Source organism: Streptomyces sp. NPDC001796, assembly GCF_042892355.1.
GTDB lineage: Bacteria > Actinomycetota > Actinomycetes > Streptomycetales > Streptomycetaceae > Streptomyces.
Genome location: NZ_JBIAUC010000008.1, coordinates 293,070 through 316,219, shown reverse-complemented (window position 1 = coordinate 316,219; position 23,150 = coordinate 293,070). Strand labels below are relative to the sequence as shown.

Genomic DNA, 23,150 nt, shown 5'->3' with positions numbered 1-23,150 from the left:
CAAACGCCGGGCTGCCCGCCACCACGCGTGCCGGGGCCGACAGGAAAACGTTCCCGATTTCACACTCTGACAGGGGCGCCGTCAGGATTCCCGTAGGCCCGCAGATACGCGGCTGGAGTGGCTCCATAGGTTGATTTGAAGTTCCTGATGAAGTGACTGGCGTCAGAAAAATGCCGTCGAGCGGCGATTTCAGAGACCTTGGCTGCGAGGTAGAGAGAGATGCCGGCGGCGGCAGAGTAGACGGCGAGTTTCCCGATGGAGATGTCGGTCCCGTTGACGCCCCAGTCCCCGATGCCCAGAATCGGGCGGCCCGACCGCGTTGCGCCCCGGGCGGCCTTGCCACTCGCAGTTACCCGGGAGGCGATCACCCGACGGGAGTCTCGGGCTGCATCTCGTAGGAGTGCTGGATGGCCGGGTGGCGGGTCCCGAGGCCGTCCGTGACCTTGCGCTCCCACGGAACCGCCTGGAGGCGCTTGGTCTCCTCAAGCATCGACTTGGGCTCCAGGTTGCGGTAGCTGTCGACTTCTCCGGCGGCGACAGCCGTCAGCGTGGCGAAGACCGCTTCAGGGTCGAATTGCGGGCGGGGGAAGGCGAGCTTGGAATAGTCGAAGAGCCTCTGCGACGGGTCGTCCTCCCAGCTTTCCCAGGTCTGGAACATTCGGTCGTTGAAGCCTGTCAGGAAAGGCCCCGGGTTGACTGTGGCGACTTCGATGTTGTATTCCTGCAGCTCGTAGGCCATGGTCTCGGCGATCGCCTCAACCGCGTGCTTCGAGGCAGAGTAGATGCCGGTGAACGGGTTGACGTTCAAGCCTTCCCGCGAGGACATCCAGACGATGCGGCCGGCCCCGCGGTTGATCATCTGCTTGGCGATTCCCTGAGTGAGGAGGAGCGGCCCCGTGACGTTGACCTCGAATTGGTGCCGAATGTTCGACTCGGGAATGTCGACCGTGGAGCCCCCCTCACCGACACCGGCATTGTTCACCAGAATCTCCACACCCCAGTCGAGGGCCTTACGACGGTCTCCGTCGTTGGTCACGTCGAGCTTCTCGACTCGAAGCCTGACCCCGCGCTCAGCCGCCTGCCATTTCAGCGTCTGCACCTGGGCGTAGATCTCCACCCCGGCGATCACGTCGAAGCCCTTCTCGGCGAGGCGCATGGCGGCTTCGAACCCGAAGCCAGTGCCGGCTCCTGTGACAAGGACCTTCTTCAGTGCTGCTCTCGCCATGTCAAGGGTTTCCTTTCAAGTTCCTGGTCCCACAGTCATCGAAGGACTCACAGAGGCCGATGCACGGCGGCTCGGAGCAACAGCTCAGTCTGTGCGGGGTGACTGCGATGGACCATCGAAGCTGTCCGCCGTACACAGCGGCGACCTCGATGCGAAGGTGCGCGGCGAGCCCGCCTCCGGCCCAGATATCAGTCTGCGCCCGCAAACAACTACTAGCAACTCAAAGAAACTCAATCTGTCCAGAATTTATTGAAGTGCCAAAATTCTGCATCTAAGCGTCACTGGTCTCAAAAACTTGCCCAGGCCTCCGAGATGGCTTAGTCCCTCGCGGTACTGGTCCACCCAGCTATGGTGAACCAGCCGGGCCGACTCATGCGCATATGTAGCCGGAGCCAGAACAATGAACCGCTCCGGGTCTGAGACCGCGCCCTGAGCGTATCGAGCAATGGCACGTCCGTCCCCCTACCCTCCTGAGCTTCGTGAGCGTGCGGTGCGCATGGTCGCGGAGATCCGTCCGAAGTACCCAACCGAGTGGGCCCGCGATGGAGGCGGTCGCCGCGAAGCTGGGCATCGGCACGGCGGAGACGGTGCGGAGCTGGCTCCGCAGGGCTGAGGTCGACACCAGTCAGCGACCCCGGGGTGGAGGCGCCGTCCTAGATGACGCGCAGAGTCCTGCGCAGGTCGAGTTCCGGGCTCTGCACCGTTACGAGCCGGCCGGTGGCCAGATCGTCCTCGACGGCCGGTTCGCTGAGGACGGCTGGTGCGGTGCCGGCCAGTGCGGCCGCGCGCACCGCCGTCGTGGTGGGCAGCGCCAGCGCCGGGACGACTTGTGGGGTGCCAGGACCGAGCACCGCGGCCAGAGCAGCGGTGAGGGCGTCCCGGCCTCCGTCGGCTCGGTCACCGACTCGTATGACAACGCGATGGCCGAGGCCCTGAACAGCACCTTCAAGGCCGCAGTCCGATCCCGGCGACGCCCTGGTTTTGGCGAACATCCTGCGCACCGGCATGCACATGCACCGCCGTCTGCCCGCCGACAGCGAACTCGCCCGCACCATCGCCGTGCTCGCCCGCGCTCAGCAAGACGCCGCAGAGATGATCCCGCTGGCAATGTGAAGAATCCCGGTCCCGTCCGGCGACGCCGGACGGGACCGGGGCGTTGACCGCTCCCGATGCCCGGACGGGTTACGGATAGCTGGTCAGGTCGGCCACGTTGGTGCTCGAGTTGGACGGGCCACCGGTGTTGTTGACGACATGGCTGATGGTGCCGGTGCCGCCGAGCGATACGGTCACCATGCTGGTGAAGCGGACATTGGAGTTGTTGGGCGCCTCGATGGCGTGCGCGGCGACGACGCTGGGGTTGACGTTGAAGTAGCAGTAGCTGCCGAGGCCGTATGCCTGGTGGCTGGTGACGGAGTCGGCGACCTTGTAGGCGGCGTAGCCCTGGGTGGAGCCGTTCATCCAGGCGGACTGGTTCGGGGGGTCGTACGGCATCTCGTTCTGGAAGAAGTAGGTGCGGCCGCCGTTGCCGTTCCAGATCACCTGGTACTTCTGGAAGTGCTCCACGAACAGGCCGTACATGGTGACGTTGTCGCCGTTGACGATCAGTCCGGTGTCGGCGGTGTTGCTGGTCCAGCCGACGCCGCTGCCGTGGTCGGCGCGCCAGATCCAAGTGTGATCGCCGATGACGTTGTCGCTGTTGACGATCAGGCTCGTGGTCGCCTTGCCGACGCCGGCGCCGCCGATGCGGAAGTAGACGTCGTGCAGGGACGTCGGGTCGGCCGCGTGGGAGGCGGCGGAGCCGGCCGGCCCGACCTCCAGCAGGGAGGGCGAGTTGGTGGTGCCGGCGTCGAAGAGCAGGCCGGCGATCTTCACGCCGTCGACGTCGGCGACCTTCATCGCGGTGATGCCGTTGTCGGGGACGAAGGTGGCCAGACCCAGGCCCAGGACGACGGTGTCGGCGCGGTTGACCTGGAGAGTCTGGTCGAGGTGGTAGACGCCGGGAGTGACCAGCAGGTTCTTGCCGGCGGCCAGGGCGGCGTTGATCTGCGCGGCGGTGGCACCCGGCTTCACCACGTAGAAGGTGTCCAGCGACATGGAAGTACCGGAGGCCCCGTTCGCCCAGCTGATCCCCGCCGAGTTGGCTCGCGGGGACGGCACGAACACCTTGTACGTGCCGTCGCTGTCAACGTAGAGGAACGGCTTCTCCCGGCTGGTCGGGGTCTGCGCGACCGTGGTGTACGGAGGGCTGGGGAAGCTGGTGGCGGGGACTCCTGTGCTGCCGACGAAGACCATGTTCCAGTTGGACCCGGTCCAGCTGCCGAGCTGGGAGTTGCGGGTCAGCCACTGCTGCTGGGAGCCGGAGTTGACCTGCCCGTCGACCTTGCTGTCCGCGAGGTAGCCGCCGGAGGACCAGCCGCCGTCGTCCAGGGCGAGGTTGCCGCGCAGATGCATCCGCCGGTACGGCGCGGCCTGCGACACGGCCCAACGGTCGCTGCCACTGGTCGGGTTGACGGACAGGTTCTCCGCGCCGCGCCAGAAGTTCTGGGTGGCGTTGCCCTGGAACCAGTCGGCCTCGGCGTGCACCGCACCGTTGATCGTCACCGCGTCGGGCGACAGGCCGAGCCCCAGCGCCTGGGTGTAGAAGCCGACGTTGACGTCGGCGTTGTAGGCGCCCGGCTTGAACAGCACGGCGTAGCGCTGGGAGCCGAACTGGTTGGTCTGCTGCTGCTGGAAGATCGAGTCGAGCTTGCTCTGGATCGTCGAGGAGGACATCGACGGGTCGAAGACGGCGACGTTCGGGCCCAGGTCGGGGTTGGCGGCCGACTGGGTCACCGGGACGACCTGGAAGCGCTGGGCGGCGGTGCCGTTGCAGGTGTACTGCACGAACTGCACGCTGTCCGCGGTCTGCGCCCCGGGGTCGTCCAGGCACTTGCCGCTGTTGCGGTTGACGAAGTGGTAGGCGCCTCCGCCCTCGTCCACCGGCAGCCACTGCTGATTGCTGCCGCCGCCGTAACTCCAGAGATGGACCTGCGCGTTGTCGGCGGTGGAGAGGTCGGCGACGTCCACGACCTGATTGGTGTCGTTGCCGTTGTTGATGCGCACATATCCGTCGCTGGTGGCGGTGAAGCTCCACTGCTGCGCCGTGGTGCCGTTGCACGTGTACTGCTGCACGACGGTGCCGTTGGCGGTGGCGGCCGCCTTGGCATCGAGGCACCTGCCGCTCGCGGCGTTCATGACGGTGGCGAAGCCAGTGGGCAGCACGGTGGTCGCGGCCCGTGCGGGGGCGCCGGTGAGCAGTGACGCGGCCGCGACGGCGACCAGTGCGGCCGCTGTGGATCTGCCGCGGCGTGGTATGGGGAGCATGCATTCTCCTAGCCGGAAACGGGGGATCGGCCGAGGTCAGGACGGCCTGGGGGTTCAGCCGGTGTAGGCGGCGAAGACGCGGGTGTAGTCCCAGTCGGACTGGTTGACGCCGGAGCAGCTGTCGGCGGGGCCGCCGGTGCAGGGCCGGTCGCGGTTGGCGGACCAGAAGGTGAGCCGGGCGAGGTGGTGGGCCTGGGCGTAGGCGAGGATGGTCCTGAAGTCGTTCACCGTGACGGTCTCGTTGTTGTCGGTGATGCCGTTCATGGACGAGATGCCCATGTCCCGGTAGGCCTGGTCGTCGCTGTAGCCGTAGGCGTTCTTCAGCGCGTTCTTCAGGCCCTCGGCGGCCTGAGTGGTGAGGTTGCCCATGTTCTGGCCGGCGCCGCCGAAGTCGAACGGCATGATGGCCCAGGCGTCCACGCTCAGCCCCGAGGCGGCGGCGCGGTTGATGAGGCTGGTGTCGGGGCCGCTCTGCCCGGTGCCCATCGTGATGTACACCTTCAGACCGGGGTTGTTCGCCTTCACGGTCTTCAGCGCGTCCACGGTCCGCTGCTGCACGGTCGCGCTGCTGTAGGCGTCGGCCTCGATGTCGATGTCGATCGCCTTCAGGCCGTAGGCGTTGATCACCTTCTGGTACGCGCCGGCCAGTTCCCCGGCGCTGGAGCAGGAGCTCTCCAGCTTGTTGCCGCTGTAGCCGCCGAAGGACGGGATGACGTCACCGCCGTTCGCCCGCACGGTGTTGACGGTCTGCTGGTCGACGCCGCCGGTCAGCGGGCGACTGCCGTCCCACTGGGGGTTGCAGTAGCCGTTGCTGAGCACGAAGGCGAGTGTGAACCACTTCACGCCGGTGGCCCGCGTGATGGTGGTGGGGTCGGGCGGGCTGCCCCAGCCGTTGTAGAGGTACGGCGCGACGGCCATCGGCGCGGCCGGGGTGCTGCCGCCGGCCGCGGGCGCGGTCCACTTCTGGTTGGCGCCGCCGGTACAGGTCCAGATCTGTATCCGGGTGCCGTTGGCGGAGTTGTTGTCGCTGACGTCCAGGCACTTGTCGGCCTGCGGGTTGACGATGTCGTGGGCGGCGGTGACGGTCCACTTCTGGTTCGCGCCGCCGGTGCAGCTCCACAGCTGCACCTTGGCGCCGTCGGCCGTCGAATTGCCGGTCACGTCGAGGCACTTGCCCAGCGCCCGGATGGTGCCGTCGCTGCCGACGGTCCACTGCTGGGCGATGGTGCCGTTGCAGTCGTAGAGCTGGACGGGCGTGCCGTCGGCGGAGTTGGCCCCGGCGACGTCGAGGCACTTGCCGGCGAGCCCGGTGATGGCGCCGGTGGCGGCCTGGGCGGGGGAAGCGGTGAGCAGGGCGGAGGACAGGGTGAGCGCGGAGACCGACAGGGCGGCGGATGCGGGGAAGTACCTGGCTCTGGCCATGACGGGGCGACCCTTTCGTGGGGGATGGGTGCTCGGGCCGCGTTCGCCTTGCGAACGGGTCGACGCACGGTGTGTGGTCGCCCGGAGAAACTAAAGGTACGGACCAGTTTCGTCAAGGCGTGAAGTAACATACTCAGTAAGGGAGTTGGCGGTGTTGGTCTACTCAGTGCGGCGCACGCGAGATGGGCTTCTCCGTCATCGGGGCCGCTCTGACTGCCCCGGCACGTCCTGTTACGCCTGAGCAACTCTCGCCGGCGCGACCCGGGCTGCGTCCGGCAGGTTCTGCCGGCCCTGGTCCATCTGCTACGACGCCGGGTTCCCGGAGGTCGCCCCGCCACCTGGCGTGGCAGGGCGCCGAGGTCATCGTCACCCCGTCGCCGTCACCACCGCGCTGAACGTCCGGGGCATCAGGACCGCCGAGCGCGTCAACGACCCTCTGATGGTCTTCCAGATGCTGGTCACCGGCATCTTCGTGGCCCTTCGGTGCGCCACGTCTTCCACAAGGGCGGCGCCGGTGCACTGGTGAGCACCGCACCCTTCGCCAACGCCGCGACGACCGTGGGATCTCGGCGGGCGCCGCCATCGCCGCGTATTCCTTCCTCGGTCTCGACGCGGTCACCACGCTCACGGAGGAGACGGTCGCCCCGAAGTGCACAATGCCGCGCGCGCTCCTGCTCACCGCGCTGATCGGCGGCGGCACCATCGGCATGGTCGCCTACCTCCACGAGCGCTACCGCACCCCCGCGCTCAACATCCTCCTGACCGGCGCGGTCGGCCTGATCGCCCTGCGCATGGGCGTGGCCACCTCGACGTCCTTCATCAACTTCGGCGCGTTCACCACCTTCACCTTCGTCAGCGTCTCGCTACTGGCCACGTATGTGCGGCGCCGCGGTGCCGGTGATGTCGTGAACCCGCTGTCGTACGTGGTCGCCCCCGCGATCGTTCTGCCACCTCGACGGCGGGGCGCTCACCCTGAGCCTGATCTGGTTGGGCCTCGGCGTGGTGTACCTGGCCTACCTGACCCGGATGTTCCGCGTCCCGCCGCCGGAGATGTCGTTCATGGAGACCGCGCCGGAAGACGTCAAAGGCACCGCTTCCCTGCAGAACACGCCGTGACGGGGTTCGATCAGCAGTACAGGTTGCTGCCAGGGCTGACGCCCAGGATCGACGAGAACCGCTGGTAGGCGTCGACGCGGCTCTGCACCTGGGCGGGGTTCTTGCCGTCGCACTCCAGGGAACCGTTGATGGAGCGGATTGTCTGCCCGAAGCCGGCCTGGTTCACCATCGCGTTGTGCGGGGTCATGGTGCCGGGGCCGGACTGGGTGTTCCAGTACCACAGGCCGGTCTTCCACGCGACGGAGGCGTCGTTCTGCACCAGCCAGGGGTTGTCGAGGAGGTCGATTCCCAGGGCGTCGCCGGCGGCCTTGTAGTTGAAGTTCCAGCTGAGCTGGAGGGGGCCGCGGCCGTAGTAGGCGGCCTGACCGGCGGGGCAGCCGTACGACTGGCTCCAGTCGCAGTAGGTGGGGTAGTTGGCGGTGTTCTGCTCGACCACGTACACCAACCCCCCGGTCTCATGGCTGACATTGGCGAGGAAGGCAGCGGCCTCCTGCTTCTTCACGGTGTCGCTTCCGGTGTTGGCGAAGGCCGGGTAGGCGCCGAGGGCCTGGACGAGACCGCTGTAGGTGTAGAAGCTGTTCCGGTTCGGGAACATCTGGTTGAACTGGGCCTCGGAGACGACGAATCCGGACGAGTTGCTGCTGCCGCCGCTCGCCGGGGCGTTCCACTTCTGGTTCGCTGCGCCCGTGCAGCTCCAGATCTGCAGACGGGTGCCGTTGGCGCTGCTGTTGTCCCGCACGTCGAGGCACTTGTTCGCCGCCGGGTTGACGATGTCATGGGCCGATGTGACCACCCACTGCTGGTTGGCCCCTCCCGAACAGTCCCACAGCTGGACGGCTGCGCCGTCGGCCGTGCCGCGGTCGACGACGTCCAGGCACTTGCCCAGTGCCCGAAGAGTTCCGTCACCGGGGTTGGACCACTGCTGGGCACCGGTGCCGTTGCAGTCGTAGAGCTGGACGGCGGTGCCGTTCGCGCTGCTGGCGCCGGCCACATCGACGCACTTCCCGGCGAGTCCGGTGATCTGGCCGTCGGCGGCGTGGGCGGGCGCGGTGGTGAAGAGTGCGGCGAGCACGGCGACGACGGCTCCGGCCGTAAGTCGGCCGAAGGCCATGCGTCTGGGGAAGAGCCGTATGAAGTGGGGGGTGGACATAGGAAGATCGCTCCTGAGCCGTGTCGTACGGGTGACGGTGACGGTGACGGGCTGACGGGGTACGGCGCGGGACGCGCCGGGGTCGAGCGCGGCTGCCTTGGCGAGGCGCGGTGAACAGCGCTCTCAGGTCAGGACTCGCTCGATGACTACGATGTGGCCGACGTCGGGATCAAGGCTTCCGCCGAGCCGGGCGAAGGCTCCGTCGGTCAGGTCGAGGCACTTGTGTTCCTGGGGCGTCTGAACGAAGGTGCCCCGGTCGTTGATGCGTACAACCAGCGACCTGCCGTTGGCGACATTGGTGACCTGGACACGGGTGCCGAACGGCAGCTGAGGCCGGCGGCTGGGAGAAGTCGCGGCGGTGTCGGCGTTGTTGTCGAAGAGTTCTCCGTCGGCGGTGAGTGGGCCCGGTGGCTGGGGTCCGTAGTGCGTCGACCAACGCTGGTCGTCTGCCTTCTGGGGGGATGCCTCGGCGGAGGCAGTCTGAAGACAGGCCGAGAGTGCGAGTGCGGCCACGACGAGGCTGCACCGTAACGCGGTGAAACGTGGGGGGAGTGCCGGCCATGGAGGACCATCACAGCCTTTCGGAACAAGGGGGCACGGGGACGACACACCAGCTCAACTGACGTGGGGCGTGGGTGCGTACATGAAGCCCGTCGGCCGGAACCTAGAAGGTCTGTACCAGACACGTCAAGTGGTGAACGGCGAATAGGGCTTGGGATCGGCCAATTGAACGGGTCCCGAAGAGACCGGGCGGTTCTGTACGTGGCCCCGTCTGACAGACGCAGGTATGCCGTGCCCGATCCTGTGAACTCCACTCGTTTCGCCTTCAGTTGTTGACGCCATGGAGAGGCGGGAGTACAAACCCCGAGAGCGCTCTCCACCTCCTGTTCCTCCAGCCCCCCACACCCGCCCACTCGGCATCCGGAGACCCCCGTGCAGACTTCGTCAAGTGCGCTCACGTGCAGACCAGCGACCGCTACCGCGCGCTCCCGCACGGCGGTCGGCCTGGTGATCGCCCTGCTCGCAGCCTGCGTCCTCGCCCTGACACCCTCGCTCGCACGGGCCGACGACCAGCTGCTCTCCCAAGGGCGCCCCGCCACCGCGTCCTCCACCGAGAACGCTTCCTTCCCCGCAACCGCAGCCGTCGACGGCAATCCCGGCACCCGCTGGTCCTCGGCCTTCACCGACCCCCAATGGCTGCAGGTGGACCTCGGCTCCGTCCAGCAGATCAGCCGCGTCACCCTCACCTGGGAGGCCGCCTACGCCAAGGCCTACCAGATACAGACCTCCACCGACGCTGCCAACTGGACGACGGTCTACTCCACCACCTCCGCCACCGGCGGCACCCAGAACCTGACCGTCCCCGGCAGCGGTCGCTACGTACGCGTCTACGGAACGGCAAGGGCGACCCAGTACGGCTACTCCCTCTGGGAGTTCCAGGTCTACGGCCCCGGCGGCGGCACCCCTTCGCCGGACGGCTTCTGGGGCAGCACCAACGACATCCCGCCCGCGCAGAACGCCGTAGAGGTGAAGATACTCAACCGCACCAACGGCAAGTACCCCGACAGCCAGGTCTACTGGAGCTTCAACGGCCAGACGCACTCCATCGCTGAACAGCCCTACCTCGACATGCCGGCCAACTCCGCGGGCCGCATGTACTTCTACCTCGGCTCGCCCAACAGCCCCTACTACGACTTCATCGAGTTCACGGTCGGCAACAACGTCTTCAACGGCAACACCACACGCGTCGACGCCTTCGGCCTCAAACTCGCCATGCGGCTGCACACCAAGGACGGCTACGACGTCGAGGTCGGCGAGAACCGGCAGACCTTCGCCGAGGACCGCGCCACCACCTTCCAGCGCTTCACCGACGCGGTCCCGTCCCAGTTCAAGGTACTGGCCCAGACCCAGGCCCCGTACCGCATCATCTCCCCCGGCAGCGACCCGAGCTTCCGCGCGGGCGGGGCCAACGCCAACTACTTCACCTCCTACGCCCAGTCCGTCGGCGTGAACGCGGCCACCTCCGACATCTTCGGCTGCGCCGCCTCCCTGGCGAGCAACCCCGACATGTGCGCGGCCCTCAACCGTCACGTGGCCACGCTGCCGGCCTCCCAGCAGGCCGACCCGAGCCAGTACTACAAAGCCGCCCCGGCGAACTACTACGCCAAGTTCTGGCACGACAACGCCATCAACAACCTCGCCTACGGCTTCCCCTACGACGACGTGGCGGGGCAGTCCTCCTTCATCTCCCACAGCAACCCGCAGTGGCTGCTGGTCGCCGTCGGCTGGTAACGACCAACGCATGCAGGGGTTGAGCGCGCGGGGCCACCACACCGGAAGGTGTCGCCGACCCCGCGAAGCCCGTCCCGCGCGGCTTCGGCCTCGACCCCGCCTCCGTCGGCTGCAGCTTCGGTAACGGGCCGAAACTGAACGCCACGGGCACCTCCAGCGACACCGACACGCCCGAGGCTCGGATCGCGCGGACGGCAGCCACTCCCGGCACCGGCCGCGGCCGGTCTGACGTCCGGCGCGAAGGTGGAGGTCTCCGGCACCACCTTCAGCCGGCCGGCGTTCCCGTCCGGTCGCCCGACCACCTCTGCGCGGCGGCCCCGATGGCCGCCGGATCGAGCATTCGGATCAGCTCGGCGAAGGATTCGGCGCCGCCGTTGTGCGGAGTGGCGGAGGCGAGGATCAGCGCATCGGTCTGCTCGGCGAGGCGCGAGCGAGACGGTTGCTGCGGGTGCCCTTGTTCACGAGGTTGTGCGACTCGTCGACAACGACCGCGTCCCAGGTGATGTTCTCCAGGTGGTGGGCGTACGTCGCCGACTTGAGGGTGTCGACGGAGACGATGACGCGCTTGAAGTGGGCGAACGGGTTACGGCCTGCCGGGATCTCCTGCTGGATGCGCTGGATGCCGGTGGAGTCCAGGCGCACCAGCGGCGGGGAGAAGCGGGTCCACAGCTCGCGCTGGAACTGCTCCAGCACATGGACGGGCGTGACCACGAGGATGCGCTCGCCGCGTCCCCGCCGGATCAGCTCCGAGAGCGTGATGCCGATCTCCAGCGTCTTACCCAGACCGACCACGTCGGCGATCAGCAGCCGGGCTGCGGATTGCGCATGGACAGCGCCAGCTCGGCGGGACGCAGCTGATGCTGCGGCCGGTCCATGAGGAACGAGCCGGCGAGGGCGATGCCGTGCTCGGTCTGCGGCAGCGCGGTCTTGCGGATGACCGCCTCCAGGTGGAGGCGGGCCTTGGCGGAGGTGTCGTCGGGCACGAGCCGGGTGTTACGCGGATCGAGCACCTCGATCACGTCAAGCCCGGAGTAGAAGATCGCATCCGTGCCACGGACGAACGGGGAAACGCCGCTGACCTCGACCATGAGTCCGTCACGGGACTCCGAGATTACTTCACAAGCCACTGCTCGTGGCGGATGCGCACCTGGGCGCCAGGAGCGAAAATCGGCCTGGCACCGGCCGGGTATGCCGACTGCGCCGGGTCGGCGTCGCGCCCTTCAGGAACCTCGGGCTGCATCGCCGCGGTCACGTGGTGCTCCTCTGTGGACTGTGTGCTCGTGATGCGCGGTGTGGTTGTGGGGGTCGGTCTTTGAGGCGGCCGGGTGCTGAGGCGGACTCTGACGAATCCGAGGCCGGTGTCCTTCGCCAAGTGGGGTGTCCGAGGCTTGACCAAATAAGCGGACAGTGCTCCTGACCGGCTGACGTGGTTTCAGGTTCACTGGTTCGGTCGTTGCCTGGTCGGCGTAGTGTTTTTCCTCGAATTCGATGGGACTGAGGTAGCCGATCCGTTTCTGGATGCGGCGGGGATCATAGGAGCCGTCGATGTGTTCAAAGAGCGCGAGGTTCGTCTGGGCCCGGACGGCGAAGACGAGGCCATGGACGCACTCGGTCTTGATCAGTCAGTGAGTCTTGGGTGAGCGGATAGGTTCATGAGTTGCACCAGATTGGTGTTGGCTTCAATGACCCAGGACGCCGCGTGTTGGCTTCAATGACCCAGACTGCGTGTGGTTATATCGCGACAGTGAAGGTGATGACGATGGCAACTGGCCAGCACGCCCACCGTCATCGGCTATATGGCGGCACGTGCGCAGGCCGTATCGGCGCTGCGAACTCCGCATTGCGGGCAGACGCTTATGGCGGAGACGTGGTAGCAGGCTGATCGAGGGAGGTCCTCAGCGACGGCGCACTCACCCCAGCTCTCACCCTCTATTTCAACTCTGACCCCTCCGATGCGCATGAGTGGCAGGAGGTCAGCCCCGGTCATTCGAGCAGGTGAGACCTCGATGCCGGGTGATGGCGGACATCTACTCCATAGTGGGGAATACGTTTCATGTCAGATAGCAACGAAAATACCCGTGCGGGACGATCGCATGGGAACTTGAGCAGGCGACGCCTTCTTCAAGGGACAGCGGGAGGCGTCGGTGCCGCTCTAGCATCCGCCGGCATCTATGAGCTGATCGACGGCATTGCAAAACCACCGGACCGGCCCGCTGCCGGCGCCGACAGCCCGACCATCCAGGAACAATACATCCTGCAGAACGAGCCAGTGGTCATGGTCGATGGCTCGGGCGTGAAGAGCAGCAATGGCACGATTGCGGTCCGGGTGCCGGCCCTGCACGATCATGTCATTACCGCAAGGCTGAATGTGCCGGCGAACGCTAAGGCGTTGCAGGAGGCGCAGCACCACTTCGAGTCCGCCCTCCTGGATGTGGAACGCCAATTTCCGCCCACCCCCAAAGGAGTGGCAATCACGGTAGCCTGGGGACTTCCCTATTTCCACCACTACATCCCAGCCCTGGGCAAGACGTCGGGCTTCTTCAAGGCGGGAACGCGTTACCCAGAGTATCTGCCGGTCGATCTGATGACTTCCAAGACAGAGGGCCACACCGTATATGCGCTGCAGAAGGCCAGGACCTTCCCCAGCGACCAGCCGCCGCCTGGCTTCGGGCCGGTCCGCTTGGAACAGAATGACGTAGCCGTGCTACTCCGCGGTGACTCGCTCGCCAATGTCAAGGCAGCCCAAAACGTCCTCTTCGGGTCTGGAAGCACCCAGGCGGGCAGCCTGTTCAAGGTGACGAGTATCCGCTACGGCTTCTCCGGGGGCGGTTTCTACGGGCAGCAGGGCCTGCCGAGCAAGCTGGCACTGGCAGCCGGTATCCCTGGTGCGCAGTCGATCCCTCGACAGGCGCAGGGTTTCCTCGGCTTCGCCACCACCCTGGACTCGAATATGGGACCCGGCAACATCGCCAATCTCGAGACCCTGCCCGGCCTCACCGATCAGTGGCCCAACGGCTACTTCAAACAGGGGACCACCATGCATCTCTCGCACCTGTTTCAAGATCTGGTGACCTGGTACGAACGGAAGTTCCCTCAGTACGCGGATCGCGTCCAGGCCATGCTCCAGCCGGGCCTCTCGCCCGCGCCCGCACCGGGCACGCTTGCCCTCCAACCGCCAGGTCAAAGTGAGGCCCAAGTAGCGCAAGGGGTCCAGCGGTACCACGCCTACGGCCACAGTGGGAGCATGTCGCAGGTGGACAGCACCACATCACCGACGACCAGCAACTACGGGAAGGCCTATCCCACCGGGACAACCATCCCCGTGCGCGGCGATTTCGACACACTGGACAATCCATTCCACTACACATCCGATCCGGTGGCAGACCACTACAGCGAGAAGAAAGCCGCCGGGTTGCACTTCATTTCGTTCCAGCCGACGATTGGAATCTTCAATCGGGTTCGACTCGCGATGGATGGCCACTATCCCGATATGACACTCCCTGTCCCACCGCGCAGCCCCCACGCCGGCATCAACTCGGTCCTGCACACGACCCACCGGCAGAACTATCTGGTTCCACCACGTCGCCATCGGTCCTTCCCGCTGGCCGAGTTCCTCTAGGCCGACCGGGCGGTCCAGTACCTCCCAGCCGGCCGCCTCCGCCCCCCGGAGCCTGGAGGCCCGGGGAGGTGACTCGCCACATGGGATCCTCTGGGCTCCTACGGCCAGGGGCTGGGTGCGGGTGGGGGCACCACCGCGGGCCGGTCGTCGCAGGTGATGGTGTTGGGCAGTTCCCACGGCGCGAGCCAGGACCCGTTGCCGCCGCGGTCTGAGACGGAGAACTCCGAACCGGCAGGGGTGAAGTGGAAGGACCCGCAGTTGTTGACGCTCACCGCTCCGACGTTGCGGGCCTGCACGTCCTCGAAACTCGCCGACCCCGCGGCGCGGGCGCTGACCACGGACGTGCCCGTACCGTCGACTCTGATGTGCTTGAAGTGCACGTTGGTGATCGAATACTTGTCCTTGACCGGCCAGTCGGCGATGAACATCACCGCGTTGTAGGTGTTGTCGAGGAAGGAGTCGCCCGCCACCTCGACGTCCGCGCCGATGTCCTTCTCCAGGGCGTAGAACCAGATCGCCCCGAGCCCGATGTTCCAGTTCAGCTCGTAGGTACCGGCACGCACCGTGGTGTTGTCGGTGATCCACAGGTGGCCGGTGAAGGCTTCGGCGCCGAAACGGGAGCCGACCTGGATCCCGCTGCCCTCCCGGACGGGGTCCGCGACGAGGTTGCCGGAGACGGTGTTGTCCGTTCCGCCGTACAGCGCTATCCCGTTGGCCAGCACCGGGGTCTGTACGGTGTTGTGGTCGAAGACGTCGCCCGCGTCCTGCGTCTTCTCCGACCACATGGCCAGCCCGTCGTCGCCGGTGTTCCGGATGAAGTTGTTGGAGACGAGGGAGTCGGTCACCCCGGTGTGGAAGTTGATGCCGTCGGCGATCTGGTCCGCGATCTGGTTGCCGGTGATCCGCAGGTTGCTCATGGGCCCGTCGAACCACATGCCCACCTTGGTGTGGTGGATGTAGAGCCCCTCGATGGTCGAGTCGCTCAGGGCCCCGCCGATGCCGTTCACCTGATCGGTGTCGATCCGCTCGCGCACGTCGCCCTCGATGGCGAAGCCCGACAGGTGCACATGGTGGCTGCCGCCCGCCGAAGCGTCCTTGCCGTAGAAGCCGACGCCGGTGTGGACCGAGCCGTCCGGGGCCGGTGCCGCGAGGGTGACCTGGTGGCCCTTGATGATCGTGTACCAGCTGCCGGCGCCCTCGATCGTGACGTCGTCGACGATGATGTGGCGGCTGACCTGGTACGTCCCCGGAGGGATGTACACCTTCAGGTGTGCTCGCCTGGCGAAGGCGATGGCCTTGTCGACAGCGTCGGCGGAGTCGCGCCGTCCGCTGGGGTCCGCTCCGAAGGCCAGCACGTTGACCGCTGACGGGTCCACCTTCGTCGGAGCGACGAGTTGGGAGTCCATCAGGTCGATCACGGTGGTCGCGGCCTCGCTGCGCTGCGGCACGCGCAGCCGGATGTGTGCACCGGCCGGATAGGTACGGCCGAGCAGCAGCCGCTGCTCGTCGTAGAAGTGGTTCGGCCGGAACGGCTTGGCAATCACCGGGGCCGGGGTGGTGGCGCCTGGGACGCAGCCGCACTCGGTGATCCACCAGTCGGGGTGCAGCAGGTCGGCGGTGGGGTCGTTGGTGAACGGATACTGGTTGTACAGCCAGGCGTACTGCGAGGTCAGCGTCATGGTGCTGCGGTGGCGTCCGTTCACGCTGACGTCGAGCGGGGCGGTGATCCCGCCGCCGGTCGGGGCGTCCGGGACGCTGTAGCGCACAGTGATGGCGTTGGCGGCACGCGGCAGCGTGAACTCGACGTACTGGCCAGGCGCGAGAGTGACCGCACTGCGGCCTGAAGCCTCGGCGGCGAGCGTGTACGCGGTGCGGCCCGGCCCGATGACGGTGCCGTCGGTCGGGGCGTGCTCCGCCTCCTGCTCCAGGAAGCCGAGGTCGGCTCCGCGACCGGCGACCAGGGCAGGGTCGAGCCCGGCACGGGTCACCGCCGCGGCCTGGGTCTCCTGGGCGGCACCGGTCGCCGCGGCCTCGCCGGCCGGCACGACGATGAGGCCGACCGTCGCTGTCACGGCCGATAGGGCTGCGGCGGCTCTTCGCCGCGCGCCGGCACGTCTGCTGGTGCGGTTCACTGCGCCTCGATTCTGTGGTGGAAGGCGATGGATCCTCGCGGGAGCTGTGGGAGTGGGCCGCGCCGCTCACCTTCATGAACGGCGCGGCCCGGGTGCGGTCGGTGCCGCGTCCGGGTCAGGGCAGGCGCAGCCAGACCGCGGTATCGGTGGGCAGCTGCCCGTCCGTCAGCGGTGCGCTGCTCAGCAGGACCTGCCGGTGCGGTGGCAGTGGTGCCGGCTCCGAGCCCAGGTTGACGACGCAGCCGAAGCCGGGGTCGCGGGTGAAGGAGAGGACCTGGGGGCCGCTGGGAAGCCAGGTCATCTGCCCGTCGCCGAGGGCGGTCTCGCTCCGGCGCAGGCGCAGCGCTGTCCGGTACAGGCTCAGCATGCTGTTCCGGTCCGCCTCCTGCTGCTCCGCCGTCATCGCCGACCAGTGCCGAGGCTGGGGCAGCCAGGGCCGAGTGCCCTCGGGGCCGAAGCCGAACGGCGGGGCGTCGCCGCTCCACGGCAGCGGCACGCGGCAGCCGTCCCGGCCGGGGTCGGCTCCTTGGGTGCGGTGGAACATCGGGTCCTCGATGACCGAGTGCGGCAGGTCCTCGACCTCGGGCAGGCCGAGCTCCTCGCCCTGGTAGAGGTAGACGGAGCCGGGCAGGGCCAGGCTGAGCAGCGCTGCCGCCCGGGCGCGCCGGGTGCCCAGTGCGAGGTCGGTGGGGGTGCCGTGCGCCTTGGCCGCGAAGTCGAAGCCTGTGTCGGCACGGCCGTAGCGGGTGACGGTCCGGGTCACGTCGTGGTTGGCCAGCACCCAGGTGGCGGGCGCTCCGACGGGCGTGTGCACGGCCAGCGTGGTCGTGATCGCCTCGCGCAGCCGCGCGGCGTCCCAAGGGCAGGTGAGAAAGCCGAAGTTGAAGGCTGTGTGGAGTTCGTCGGGGCGCAGGTAGCGGGCGAAGCGCTCGGGGTCGGGCAGCCAGACCTCGCCGATCAGGGCGCGCGGCGGGGTGTAGGACTCGGCGACCTTGCGCCAGTCCCTGTACACGTCGTGGATCTCGTCGCGGTCCAGGTAGGGATGCGGGTCCGCGCCGTCCACCAGGTCGGGAAGCGCGGGGTCCTTGATGACCTCGGCGGCGGAGTCGATGCGGACCCCGGCCGCGCCCCGGTCGAACCAGAAGCGCAGCACCTCCTCGTGCTCCCGGCGCACCTCGGGGTGCTGCCAGTTCAGGTCGGGCTGTGCGGAGGCGAAGCGGTGCAGGTACCACTGGCCGTCCGGGACGCGGGTCCAGGCACTGCCGCCGAACTGCGACATCCAGTTGTTGGGGGGAAGTTCGCCCCCCTCGCCCCGGCCCTCGCGGAACCAGAACCGATCGCGCTCCGGGGAGCCGGGGCCTGCGGCGAGCGCGTCCTGGAACCAGCGGTGCCGGTCGGAGACGTGGTTGGGGACGATGTCGACGATGGTGCGGATACCCGACGCCAGTGCCTCGGAGATCAGCTTCTCGGCCTCACCCAGGCTGCCGAAGGCCGGATGGATGGCCCGGTAGTCGGCCACGTCGTAGCCGCCGTCGGCCATCGGTGAGGCGTACCAGGGGGTGAACCAGAGTGCGTCGACACCGAGTTCGGCGAGATACGGCAGCCGGGACCGGACGCCCGCCAGGTCGCCCACCCCGTCGCCGTCCGTGTCGGCGAAGCTGCGCACGTAGATCTGGTAGATCGCGGCGCCACGCCACCACTCGTGGGGTTGGTGCACGGTAGAAGTCTCCTCGGGAGATGGTGTCAGCCCTTGAGGCTGCCGGCGGTGAGCCCGGACATGATGTTGCGTTGGAAAATCAGGAAGAAGATCACCGTCGGCACGGCGGAGATGGCCGAGGCGGCGATCAGCACGTTCTCCGGCACGCCCAGGGAGAGCGAGTAGATGCCGGCGTTGAGCGTCTGCCTGGTCGGGTCGGGCTCGGCCAGCAGCGGCCAGAGGAAGTCCTTCCACACGTTGACCAGGGCGAAGATGGACACCACGCCGATGATCGGCCGGGACATGGGCAGCACGATGGAGAGCAGGGTGCGCAGCGGTCCGGCGCCGTCGATGGCGGCGGAATCGAGCAGTTCCTGGGGCACCGAGTCGAAGAAGCGCTTCAGCAGGTAGATGTTGAAGGCGTTGGCCACCGACGGGAGCCAGATCGCCCAGGGGGAGTTGAGCAGGTTCTGGTGGATCAGCGGCAGGTCCAGCACGGTCAGGTACTGCGGGACGACCAGCACCATGGCCGGGATCATGAGGGTGGCCAGCATCAGGCCGAGGATCGCGTTGCCCAGGGCGGGCCGTAGTTTGGACAGCGAGTAGGCCGCGGCGACGTCCAGGACGAGCTGGAAGGCGAGTGCCCCGAAGGCGTACCAGAGCGTGTTGAGCAGCAGGTGGGCGATGCTGAGGCGAGTCCACGCGTCGCTGTAGTTGGAGGCCTCGATGTGGTGCGGGTAGAAGGTGGGCGGGGTCTGGATGGACTCGGCGGTGCCCTTGAGTCCGCCCGTCACCAGCAGATAGAGGGGGCCGAGGAAGGCCAGCGTGAAGGCGGCGACGATCAGGATCAGCGTCGCGCGGTAGAGCGTGCGGTTGAGCTGGGCCGGATTGACCAGGGTGCGGGTGTCGCTCATGACTCCAGCCTCCGGTTGAGTCGCACGTAGATCACCGAGAACCCGGCGAGCACCAGCAGCAGGAGCAGCCCGAGGGCGCAGGCTGCGCCGTAGTTGGAGAAGTTGAAGGCGTACTGGTAGATCAGGTAGACGACGGTGGTGGTCGAACCCTCCACCCCTTGGCCGCCGTTGGTGAGGATGAAGGGCTCGACGAAGACCTGCATGGTGGCGACGATCTGAAGCATCAGCATCAGTGACAGGACGAGCCGGGTCTGCGGGATCGTCACGTGCCAGACGCGCCGCAGCAGCCCGGCCCCGTCCAGTTCGGCGGCCTCGTAGAGCTCACCGGGTATGTTCTGCAGCGCCGCCAGGTAGATCAGCGTGGCGCTGCCCATGTTCATCCAGGTGGAGGCGATGACGACGGCGAGCATCGCCGTGTCCGGGGACTGCAGCCAGCCGGAGGTGGGCAGGTGCAGCAGCTGCAATGACCGGTTGAACAGCCCGTACTCAGGGTTGTACAGGTACTTGAACAGCAGCAGTGAGGACACCGGCGGGAGCATCACCGGCAGGTACACCAGGATCCTCAGGTAGCCGCGCGCGTGGCGCAGTTCGTTCATCACCACGGCCACGACGAACGGCAGCGCGAAGCCGAGCAGCATGGCCAGGCCGGTGAACTGGGCTGTGTTCCGCCAGGCCGGCCAGAAGCTGGGATCGTGCACGATCTGGTCGAGGTTGTGCAGGCCGACCCAGGTGGTCCTGCCCGCCTTCGCCTTCTGGAAGCTCATGATCACTTCGCGGACCATGGGATACCACTGGAAGCAGGCGAAGCAGAGCACCGCGCCGATCAGGAAGCCGTGTGCGGTGAGGTTGCGCTGTACGGACCTGCGCAGTGCCCCGGCCCGGCCGGCCGCCCTGGTGGGCGGCGCGTCGGTTCCGGAGGATGCGGTCGCGACCGCCATCGTCGATCTCCTTGGGAGGCTGCTTGTCCCGGGGCCTGGCGGCCCTTGCGATTACTGGGCGTTGGCGAGGACCTGGTTGACCTGCTGCTCGGCGGTGTCCAGCAGCTTCTGCAGGTCGGCGTTGGGGTTCGTCAGCGTGGACGCCATCGTGGTGTCGAGGATCTTGTAGATGGCCTGGGCGTTGCCGGGCTCGGTGACGCCTGGGACGTTGGCCTTCACGAAGGGCTCGAAGGCCTTCACCGACATGGTGGCGTTGGCGGCCTTGAGCTGGGCGTCCTTGGCGGCGGTGGCACCCTGGAACAGCTGCGGCTGGGGCAGTCCGACCGCCTGGCCCGAGGACTTGGCGCGGGCGTAGTTGTACTGCTGGCCCTGCCCCTCCGTCAGCCAGAGGTAGCTGAGCAGCTGGATCCCGGCCTTGATCTGCTCGGGGGTGTCCTTGACGTTGAACATGTAGTCGTCGCCGCCGGTGAGGGTGCCGGAGCCGGGTCCGCTCTGGCCGGGGACCGGGCCCATGCCGAAGTCCTCGTAGTGGGCGCCGAGGCTCTGCACCATGTAGGTGATGTCGTCAGGCGCCGCGATGTACATCCCCAGCTTGCCCGCGGCCATCTGCTTCTGGAGGTCGCCCCACTTGTAGAGCTGGGTGCTGCCCATGACGTTGTCGTCGAAGCGCAGCTTGTGCAGGTTCTGTAGCACGGCCAGGCCCTGGGGGTTGTTGAAGGCCGCCTTGGTGCCGTCGTCGCTCACCATCCGGCCGCCCTGGGCGTAGATCTCGGCGGTGAAGTGCCAGCCGCCGTTGTTTCCCGCGCTGTAGTCGCCGTAGCCCGCGATGCCCTTACCCAGGGCGGCGATCTTCTTGGCGTCGGCCGCGACCTCGGCCCAGGTCTGCGGGGGCTGGTCAGGGTTCAGCCCGGCCTTCTGGAAGAGGTTCCGGTTGATGATCACACCCATGGTGTAGTTGGTGCGCGGAATGCCGTAGATCTTCCCGTCGGCCTTCTGGGTGTCCCACACCGAGGACATGATGTCGTCCTTGACCGGCAGGTTCTCGGAGGTGACGTACTTCGTGATGTCGGCCGCCTGGCCGGCGTCCAGGACCTGCTGCTTGTCCGTGAAGTAGGTGTAGAAGACGTTGGGCTCGGTGCCGCCCTTGAGTGCGGCAGTGAACAGTTCAGGGGTCTCGCACGGGAACGTGTCGATGCTCTTCACCGTGATGTTCGGGTGCAGCTTCTCGAAGGCCGCGATGTCGTCGGCCCACTGCTTGCGCTGCGTCGGGCGGCTCTTCGGCGGGGCGCAGTCGATGGAGATGGTGACCTTGCCGTTGGACGGCTTGGCACCGCCGTCGGAGGAGCTGGAACAGGCGGCAGCCGTCAGGGTGAGAGCGCCGGTGATCAGCAGCGCTGCGGATCTGCGCATGGGTAGAAGACCCCTTCATGGGCGGAGTGCGTGGGGATGTGGCGTGCCTCACTTAAGCACCGGCCCCGCCGAAGACGCAATATCTCGACGGTACTTTGCAAGAAGTCAACGTGAAACCGTGATGCGACGAGCCACAAACGACGCAAGGGCCGCACCCTGTGGGGGCACGGCCCTTGTCGCCGCTGCGAGTTGGCGCTCCGTCAGATGCTGGGCTCTCTCCGTGCCAGACCGGTGGATCCGCGCACGACGAGCTCCGGCTCGAAGAGCAGCTCGTCGTGGGTGACCTTGGCGCCGGCCAGCTCTCCCACGAGCAGCTCCACGGCGGCGCGGCCCATCGCCTCGATGGGCTGGCGGATGGTGGTCAGCGGCGGATCGGTGCAGGTCATGAAGGAGGAATCGTCATAGCCGATGATCGACACGTCCCCGGGCACATCGAGCCGGCGTCTGCGGGCAGCGCGCACCGCACCCAGGGCCAGCGGGTCCGAGGCGCAGATGATGCCGGTGACACCGCGCTGCAGCAGGCGCGCAGCCGCGGCCTGCCCACCCTCCAGGGAGAACAGCGCGTGTGCCACGTCCGCCTCCTCGAGCTCCAGTCCGGCTCCCTCCAGTACCGTGCGAGCCGCCGCCAGCTTGCGCCGCGACGGCATGTGATCGGGCGGTCCGAGCACCAGGCCGATCCGCCGGTGGCCCAGCGACAGCAAGTGCCCGGCGCCCTGCTCCACCGCGACCGCGTCGTCGCAACTGACCTGCGGGAAGTCCAGGTCGGGTATGGCGGCGTTCATCAGCACCGTCGGCAGGCCGCGGCGGGACAGCCGCTCGTAGTGCTCGTGCGGGGACTCGGCCTGGGCGTACAGGCCACCGAAGAAGATCACGCCCGAGACCTGCTGCTGGAGCAGCAGTTCCACATACTCGGCTTCGGAGACACCGCCCGCCGTCTGCGTGCACAGCACCGGCGTGAAGCCCTGCTGCGCCAGTGCACTGCTGACCACCTCGGCGAAGGCGGGGAAGATGGGGTTCTGCAGCTCCGGCAGGACCAGCCCGACCAGCCTCGAGCGCTCGCCCCGCAGTTGGGTCGGACGCTCGTAGCCGAGCACGTCCAGGGCGGTCAGCACGGCCTCGCGGGTCTGCTCGGAGACACCGGGCTTGCCGTTGAGCACCCGGCTGACCGTCGCCTCACTGACCCCGACCTTCCTGGCCACCTCGGCAAGTCGTCGTGTCATGGCTCAAGCCTAGGGCATGATCTGCAATCCATTTACGGGATGACGTAAAAACTCGTCATTCTTTGCAGCAAGTGCGTCGGGACAGCCGCGGCAAGAAGGCTCCACCCCGAGCCGCAGGCACCGGTGGCACCGTGTGGATCCCGCCGGGCACGTACAAGATCCCGGGCCACATCGCGGTGAAGAACGTGACGATCGCCGGCGCCGGCTTGTGGTACTCGACGGTCTCCGCTGTGGCGTTTCCCCTCGTCCGGGTATTTACAGGGACTCCACGAATCCGGGGTCAGCTCAAGGGAGGCCGGCCTGCGAAATCGGTCGGCCGCCCGGTCACCGGCCAGGGCGCAGGGAGCGTCCGGGCAATTCAGGGACGTCTTTCATGGCAATACGGCTTCAGCATGTCCGCACGGTCCGTCTGCCCCTGGCAATCGTGGCGATCGCCGGCCTCGCACTCGTGTCCGCGACCGGCGCGTCGGCGTCGAAGCCGACGGCCGGGGCGTCCGCGGCACATGGGGCGACCCAGCCCGTCGTCAGCAGAGAGGAGCGGCAGACCCAGGCCAACAAGAAGCTCGCCCAGGCGCAGGGGCCCGTACTGCTCGATGCGGCGAGGGCGGACAACTACGCGAAGGTGAGGTCGCGGCGGCAGCGGCCAGGATGGC

At 67.3% G+C, this 23,150-nt stretch carries 20 protein-coding genes and 2 pseudogenes; 6 read left to right on the top strand and 16 right to left on the bottom strand.

Annotation, left to right across the window (positions count from 1 at the left end):
* Positions 1 to 59: 59 nt before the first annotated feature.
* Positions 60 to 368: a hypothetical protein gene (locus ACFYZE_RS19410; protein ID WP_388995155.1), complete on the bottom strand. Its 309-nt coding sequence runs from the start codon at positions 366 to 368 to the stop codon at positions 60 to 62.
* Positions 365 to 1,225: an SDR family oxidoreductase gene (locus ACFYZE_RS19405; RefSeq protein WP_388995152.1), complete on the bottom strand. Its 861-nt coding sequence runs from the start codon at positions 1,223 to 1,225 to the stop codon at positions 365 to 367. The genes ACFYZE_RS19410 and ACFYZE_RS19405 overlap by 4 nt, the downstream gene beginning before the upstream one ends.
* A 445-nt stretch (positions 1,226 to 1,670) precedes the next feature.
* Here ACFYZE_RS19405 and ACFYZE_RS19400 point away from each other — a divergent pair.
* Positions 1,671 to 1,860: pseudogene (locus ACFYZE_RS19400) on the top strand (IS3 family transposase); the annotation flags it as partial.
* 18 nt (positions 1,861 to 1,878) lie between these two features.
* Here ACFYZE_RS19400 and ACFYZE_RS19395 read toward each other — a convergent pair.
* A complete protein-coding gene (locus ACFYZE_RS19395; protein WP_388995317.1) occupies positions 1,879 to 2,076 on the bottom strand; it encodes a LysR substrate-binding domain-containing protein in 198 nt (65 codons plus the stop codon).
* A gap of 94 nt (positions 2,077 to 2,170) precedes the next feature.
* On the opposite strand from ACFYZE_RS19395, the pseudogene ACFYZE_RS19390 reads away from it, so the two are divergent.
* A pseudogene (locus ACFYZE_RS19390) lies at positions 2,171 to 2,311 on the top strand (IS110 family transposase); the annotation flags it as partial.
* 96 nt (positions 2,312 to 2,407) lie between these two features.
* On the opposite strand, the gene ACFYZE_RS19385 reads toward ACFYZE_RS19390, so the two are convergent.
* On the bottom strand, positions 2,408 to 4,588 hold the full coding sequence (locus tag ACFYZE_RS19385) for an RICIN domain-containing protein (RefSeq protein WP_388995149.1): 2,181 nt from the start codon (positions 4,586 to 4,588) through the stop codon (positions 2,408 to 2,410).
* A gap of 54 nt (positions 4,589 to 4,642) precedes the next feature.
* The gene (locus tag ACFYZE_RS19380) at positions 4,643 to 6,010 is read right to left on the bottom strand and encodes a lectin (protein ID WP_388995145.1); all 1,368 of its coding nucleotides are present in this window, start codon (positions 6,008 to 6,010) and stop codon (positions 4,643 to 4,645) included.
* A gap of 343 nt (positions 6,011 to 6,353) precedes the next feature.
* Between ACFYZE_RS19380 and ACFYZE_RS19375 the strand changes: the two genes are divergently transcribed.
* Both ACFYZE_RS19375 and ACFYZE_RS19370 read left to right on the top strand, forming a co-directional pair.
* Complete coding sequence (locus ACFYZE_RS19375) at positions 6,354 to 6,536, top strand: hypothetical protein (protein WP_388995142.1); 183 nt, start codon at positions 6,354 to 6,356, stop codon at positions 6,534 to 6,536.
* Positions 6,537 to 6,666: 130 nt separating this feature from the next.
* Positions 6,667 to 7,194, top strand: a complete 528-nt coding sequence (locus tag ACFYZE_RS19370) for a hypothetical protein (RefSeq protein ID WP_388995139.1) — start codon at positions 6,667 to 6,669, stop codon at positions 7,192 to 7,194.
* Here ACFYZE_RS19370 and ACFYZE_RS19365 read toward each other — a convergent pair.
* Positions 7,137 to 8,276: a glycoside hydrolase family 19 protein gene (locus tag ACFYZE_RS19365; RefSeq protein WP_388995136.1), complete on the bottom strand. Its 1,140-nt coding sequence runs from the start codon at positions 8,274 to 8,276 to the stop codon at positions 7,137 to 7,139. The genes ACFYZE_RS19370 and ACFYZE_RS19365 overlap by 58 nt on opposite strands.
* A 123-nt stretch (positions 8,277 to 8,399) precedes the next feature.
* A complete protein-coding gene (locus ACFYZE_RS19360; RefSeq protein WP_388995133.1) occupies positions 8,400 to 8,789 on the bottom strand; it encodes a septal ring lytic transglycosylase RlpA family protein in 390 nt (129 codons plus the stop codon).
* A gap of 420 nt (positions 8,790 to 9,209) precedes the next feature.
* Here ACFYZE_RS19360 and ACFYZE_RS19355 point away from each other — a divergent pair, with 420 nt between their 5' ends.
* Positions 9,210 to 10,568: a beta-1,3-glucanase family protein gene (locus ACFYZE_RS19355; protein ID WP_388995130.1), complete on the top strand. Its 1,359-nt coding sequence runs from the start codon at positions 9,210 to 9,212 to the stop codon at positions 10,566 to 10,568.
* A gap of 399 nt (positions 10,569 to 10,967) precedes the next feature.
* Here ACFYZE_RS19355 and ACFYZE_RS19350 read toward each other — a convergent pair whose 3' ends face one another.
* The 3 genes from ACFYZE_RS19350 to ACFYZE_RS19340 all read right to left on the bottom strand — a co-directional run bounded on the left by ACFYZE_RS19350 (position 10,968) and on the right by ACFYZE_RS19340 (position 12,187).
* Positions 10,968 to 11,360, bottom strand: coding sequence for an SNF2-related protein (locus tag ACFYZE_RS19350; protein WP_388995126.1), 393 nt, complete (start codon positions 11,358 to 11,360; stop codon positions 10,968 to 10,970).
* A gap of 8 nt (positions 11,361 to 11,368) precedes the next feature.
* Entirely contained in the window at positions 11,369 to 11,656 is a 288-nt protein-coding gene (locus ACFYZE_RS19345) for a hypothetical protein (protein ID WP_388995123.1), read from the bottom strand.
* A gap of 132 nt (positions 11,657 to 11,788) precedes the next feature.
* Positions 11,789 to 12,187 (bottom strand): IS3 family transposase, encoded by a 399-nt coding sequence (locus tag ACFYZE_RS19340; RefSeq protein ID WP_388995299.1) that lies wholly within the window; start codon positions 12,185 to 12,187, stop codon positions 11,789 to 11,791.
* Between the two features lie 482 nt (positions 12,188 to 12,669).
* Here ACFYZE_RS19340 and ACFYZE_RS19335 point away from each other — a divergent pair, with 482 nt between their 5' ends.
* Complete coding sequence (locus ACFYZE_RS19335; RefSeq protein ID WP_388995120.1) at positions 12,670 to 14,187, top strand: hypothetical protein; 1,518 nt, start codon at positions 12,670 to 12,672, stop codon at positions 14,185 to 14,187.
* A 98-nt stretch (positions 14,188 to 14,285) separates the two neighbouring features.
* On the opposite strand, the gene ACFYZE_RS19330 is transcribed toward ACFYZE_RS19335, so the two are convergent.
* From ACFYZE_RS19330 to ACFYZE_RS19305, 6 genes are all read right to left on the bottom strand, one after another.
* Positions 14,286 to 16,259, bottom strand: coding sequence for a glycosyl hydrolase family 28-related protein (locus tag ACFYZE_RS19330; RefSeq protein ID WP_388995117.1), 1,974 nt, complete (start codon positions 16,257 to 16,259; stop codon positions 14,286 to 14,288).
* A 175-nt stretch (positions 16,260 to 16,434) separates the two neighbouring features.
* The gene (locus ACFYZE_RS19325; RefSeq protein WP_388995114.1) at positions 16,435 to 18,036 is read right to left on the bottom strand and encodes a glycoside hydrolase family 13 protein; all 1,602 of its coding nucleotides are present in this window, start codon (positions 18,034 to 18,036) and stop codon (positions 16,435 to 16,437) included.
* Between the two features lie 26 nt (positions 18,037 to 18,062).
* Positions 18,063 to 18,929, bottom strand: a complete 867-nt coding sequence (locus ACFYZE_RS19320; RefSeq protein WP_388995111.1) for a carbohydrate ABC transporter permease — start codon at positions 18,927 to 18,929, stop codon at positions 18,063 to 18,065.
* Complete coding sequence (locus ACFYZE_RS19315; protein ID WP_388995109.1) at positions 18,926 to 19,867, bottom strand: carbohydrate ABC transporter permease; 942 nt, start codon at positions 19,865 to 19,867, stop codon at positions 18,926 to 18,928. Before ACFYZE_RS19315 ends, ACFYZE_RS19320 begins: the two co-directional genes overlap by 4 nt.
* A gap of 51 nt (positions 19,868 to 19,918) precedes the next feature.
* Positions 19,919 to 21,277, bottom strand: a complete 1,359-nt coding sequence (locus ACFYZE_RS19310) for an ABC transporter substrate-binding protein (protein WP_388995107.1) — start codon at positions 21,275 to 21,277, stop codon at positions 19,919 to 19,921.
* 200 nt (positions 21,278 to 21,477) lie between these two features.
* On the bottom strand, positions 21,478 to 22,497 hold the full coding sequence (locus ACFYZE_RS19305) for a LacI family DNA-binding transcriptional regulator (protein ID WP_388995105.1): 1,020 nt from the start codon (positions 22,495 to 22,497) through the stop codon (positions 21,478 to 21,480).
* Positions 22,498 to 23,150: the final 653 nt, after the last annotated feature.

What these genes read in the sequence shown, in the direction of transcription:
- ACFYZE_RS19320 (WP_388995111.1), bottom strand. Translation starts at nt 18,929, where the DNA reads ATGAGCGACACCCGCACCCTGGTCAATCCGGCCCAGCTCAACCGCACG.
- ACFYZE_RS19310 (WP_388995107.1), bottom strand. Translation starts at nt 21,277, where the DNA reads ATGCGCAGATCCGCAGCGCTGCTGATCACCGGCGCTCTCACCCTGACG.
- ACFYZE_RS19370 (WP_388995139.1), top strand. Translation starts at nt 6,667, where the DNA reads ATGCCGCGCGCGCTCCTGCTCACCGCGCTGATCGGCGGCGGCACCATC.
- ACFYZE_RS19385 (WP_388995149.1), bottom strand. Translation starts at nt 4,588, where the DNA reads ATGCTCCCCATACCACGCCGCGGCAGATCCACAGCGGCCGCACTGGTC.
- ACFYZE_RS19380 (WP_388995145.1), bottom strand. Translation starts at nt 6,010, where the DNA reads ATGGCCAGAGCCAGGTACTTCCCCGCATCCGCCGCCCTGTCGGTCTCC.
- ACFYZE_RS19365 (WP_388995136.1), bottom strand. Translation starts at nt 8,276, where the DNA reads ATGTCCACCCCCCACTTCATACGGCTCTTCCCCAGACGCATGGCCTTC.
- ACFYZE_RS19315 (WP_388995109.1), bottom strand. Translation starts at nt 19,867, where the DNA reads ATGGCGGTCGCGACCGCATCCTCCGGAACCGACGCGCCGCCCACCAGG.
- ACFYZE_RS19405 (WP_388995152.1), bottom strand. Translation starts at nt 1,225, where the DNA reads ATGGCGAGAGCAGCACTGAAGAAGGTCCTTGTCACAGGAGCCGGCACT.
- ACFYZE_RS19305 (WP_388995105.1), bottom strand. Translation starts at nt 22,497, where the DNA reads ATGACACGACGACTTGCCGAGGTGGCCAGGAAGGTCGGGGTCAGTGAG.
- ACFYZE_RS19345 (WP_388995123.1), bottom strand. Translation starts at nt 11,656, where the DNA reads ATGGTCGAGGTCAGCGGCGTTTCCCCGTTCGTCCGTGGCACGGATGCG.